We start from the raw sequence: 598 nt of genomic DNA, 5'->3' as shown, positions 1-598 counted from the left end.
GGGCGGGGCCGCGCGCTGCGGGCCCGGTGGCGGCTGGCCGGCGCGCGGGGGCGGCCGGCGTCGTGCCGGTCAGCGCGGCGCCGGTCAGCGCCGCGCGCTCGGCGGCCGAGAGCACGTCGAGTCGGTGCAGCGGGACGTCGGGCTCGTGGGCCGCGGCGGTCAGCAGGCGCACCAGGCGGTCGGCGAGCGCCTTCGCCGTGGGCCGGTCGAAGAGGTCGGTGGCGTATTCGAGGATGCCGTCGATGCCGTCGGCGCCGGCCCGTTCGGCGAGCGTGAACGTCAGGTCGAACTTGGCGGCCTCGCCGAGCGCGGGCACGGCCGTGGTCCGCACGCCGGGCAGCCCGATCTCGGCGGCGGACCGGTTCTCGTAGGCGAGCATGGTCTGGAACAGCGGGTGCCGGGCCAGCGAGCGGTGCGGGCTCACCACGTCCACCAGGTGCTCGAAGGGCACGTCGGCGTGGGCGTAGGCGGCCAGGTCCACGGCCCGGACGCGGTCGACGAGCGTGCGGAAGGTGGGGTCGCCCGAGGTGTCGGTGCGCAGCACCAGGTTGTTGACGAAGAAGCCGACCAGGTCGTCCAGGGCGGCGTCGGCGCGGCC

Annotated in this window: 1 protein-coding gene; it reads right to left on the bottom strand. The window is 76.8% G+C overall.

Features of this window, described 5'->3' with window-relative positions:
- Positions 1-598, bottom strand: a 598-nt coding sequence (locus KUM32_RS37520) for a condensation domain-containing protein (RefSeq protein WP_217146315.1), incomplete at both ends; no start/stop codon positions are given.

It is taken from the genome of Streptomyces sp. AC627_RSS907, from assembly GCF_019049165.1.
Note: the sequence above shows the minus strand (reverse complement) of the source record. Positions and strands in the feature narration are given on the sequence as shown.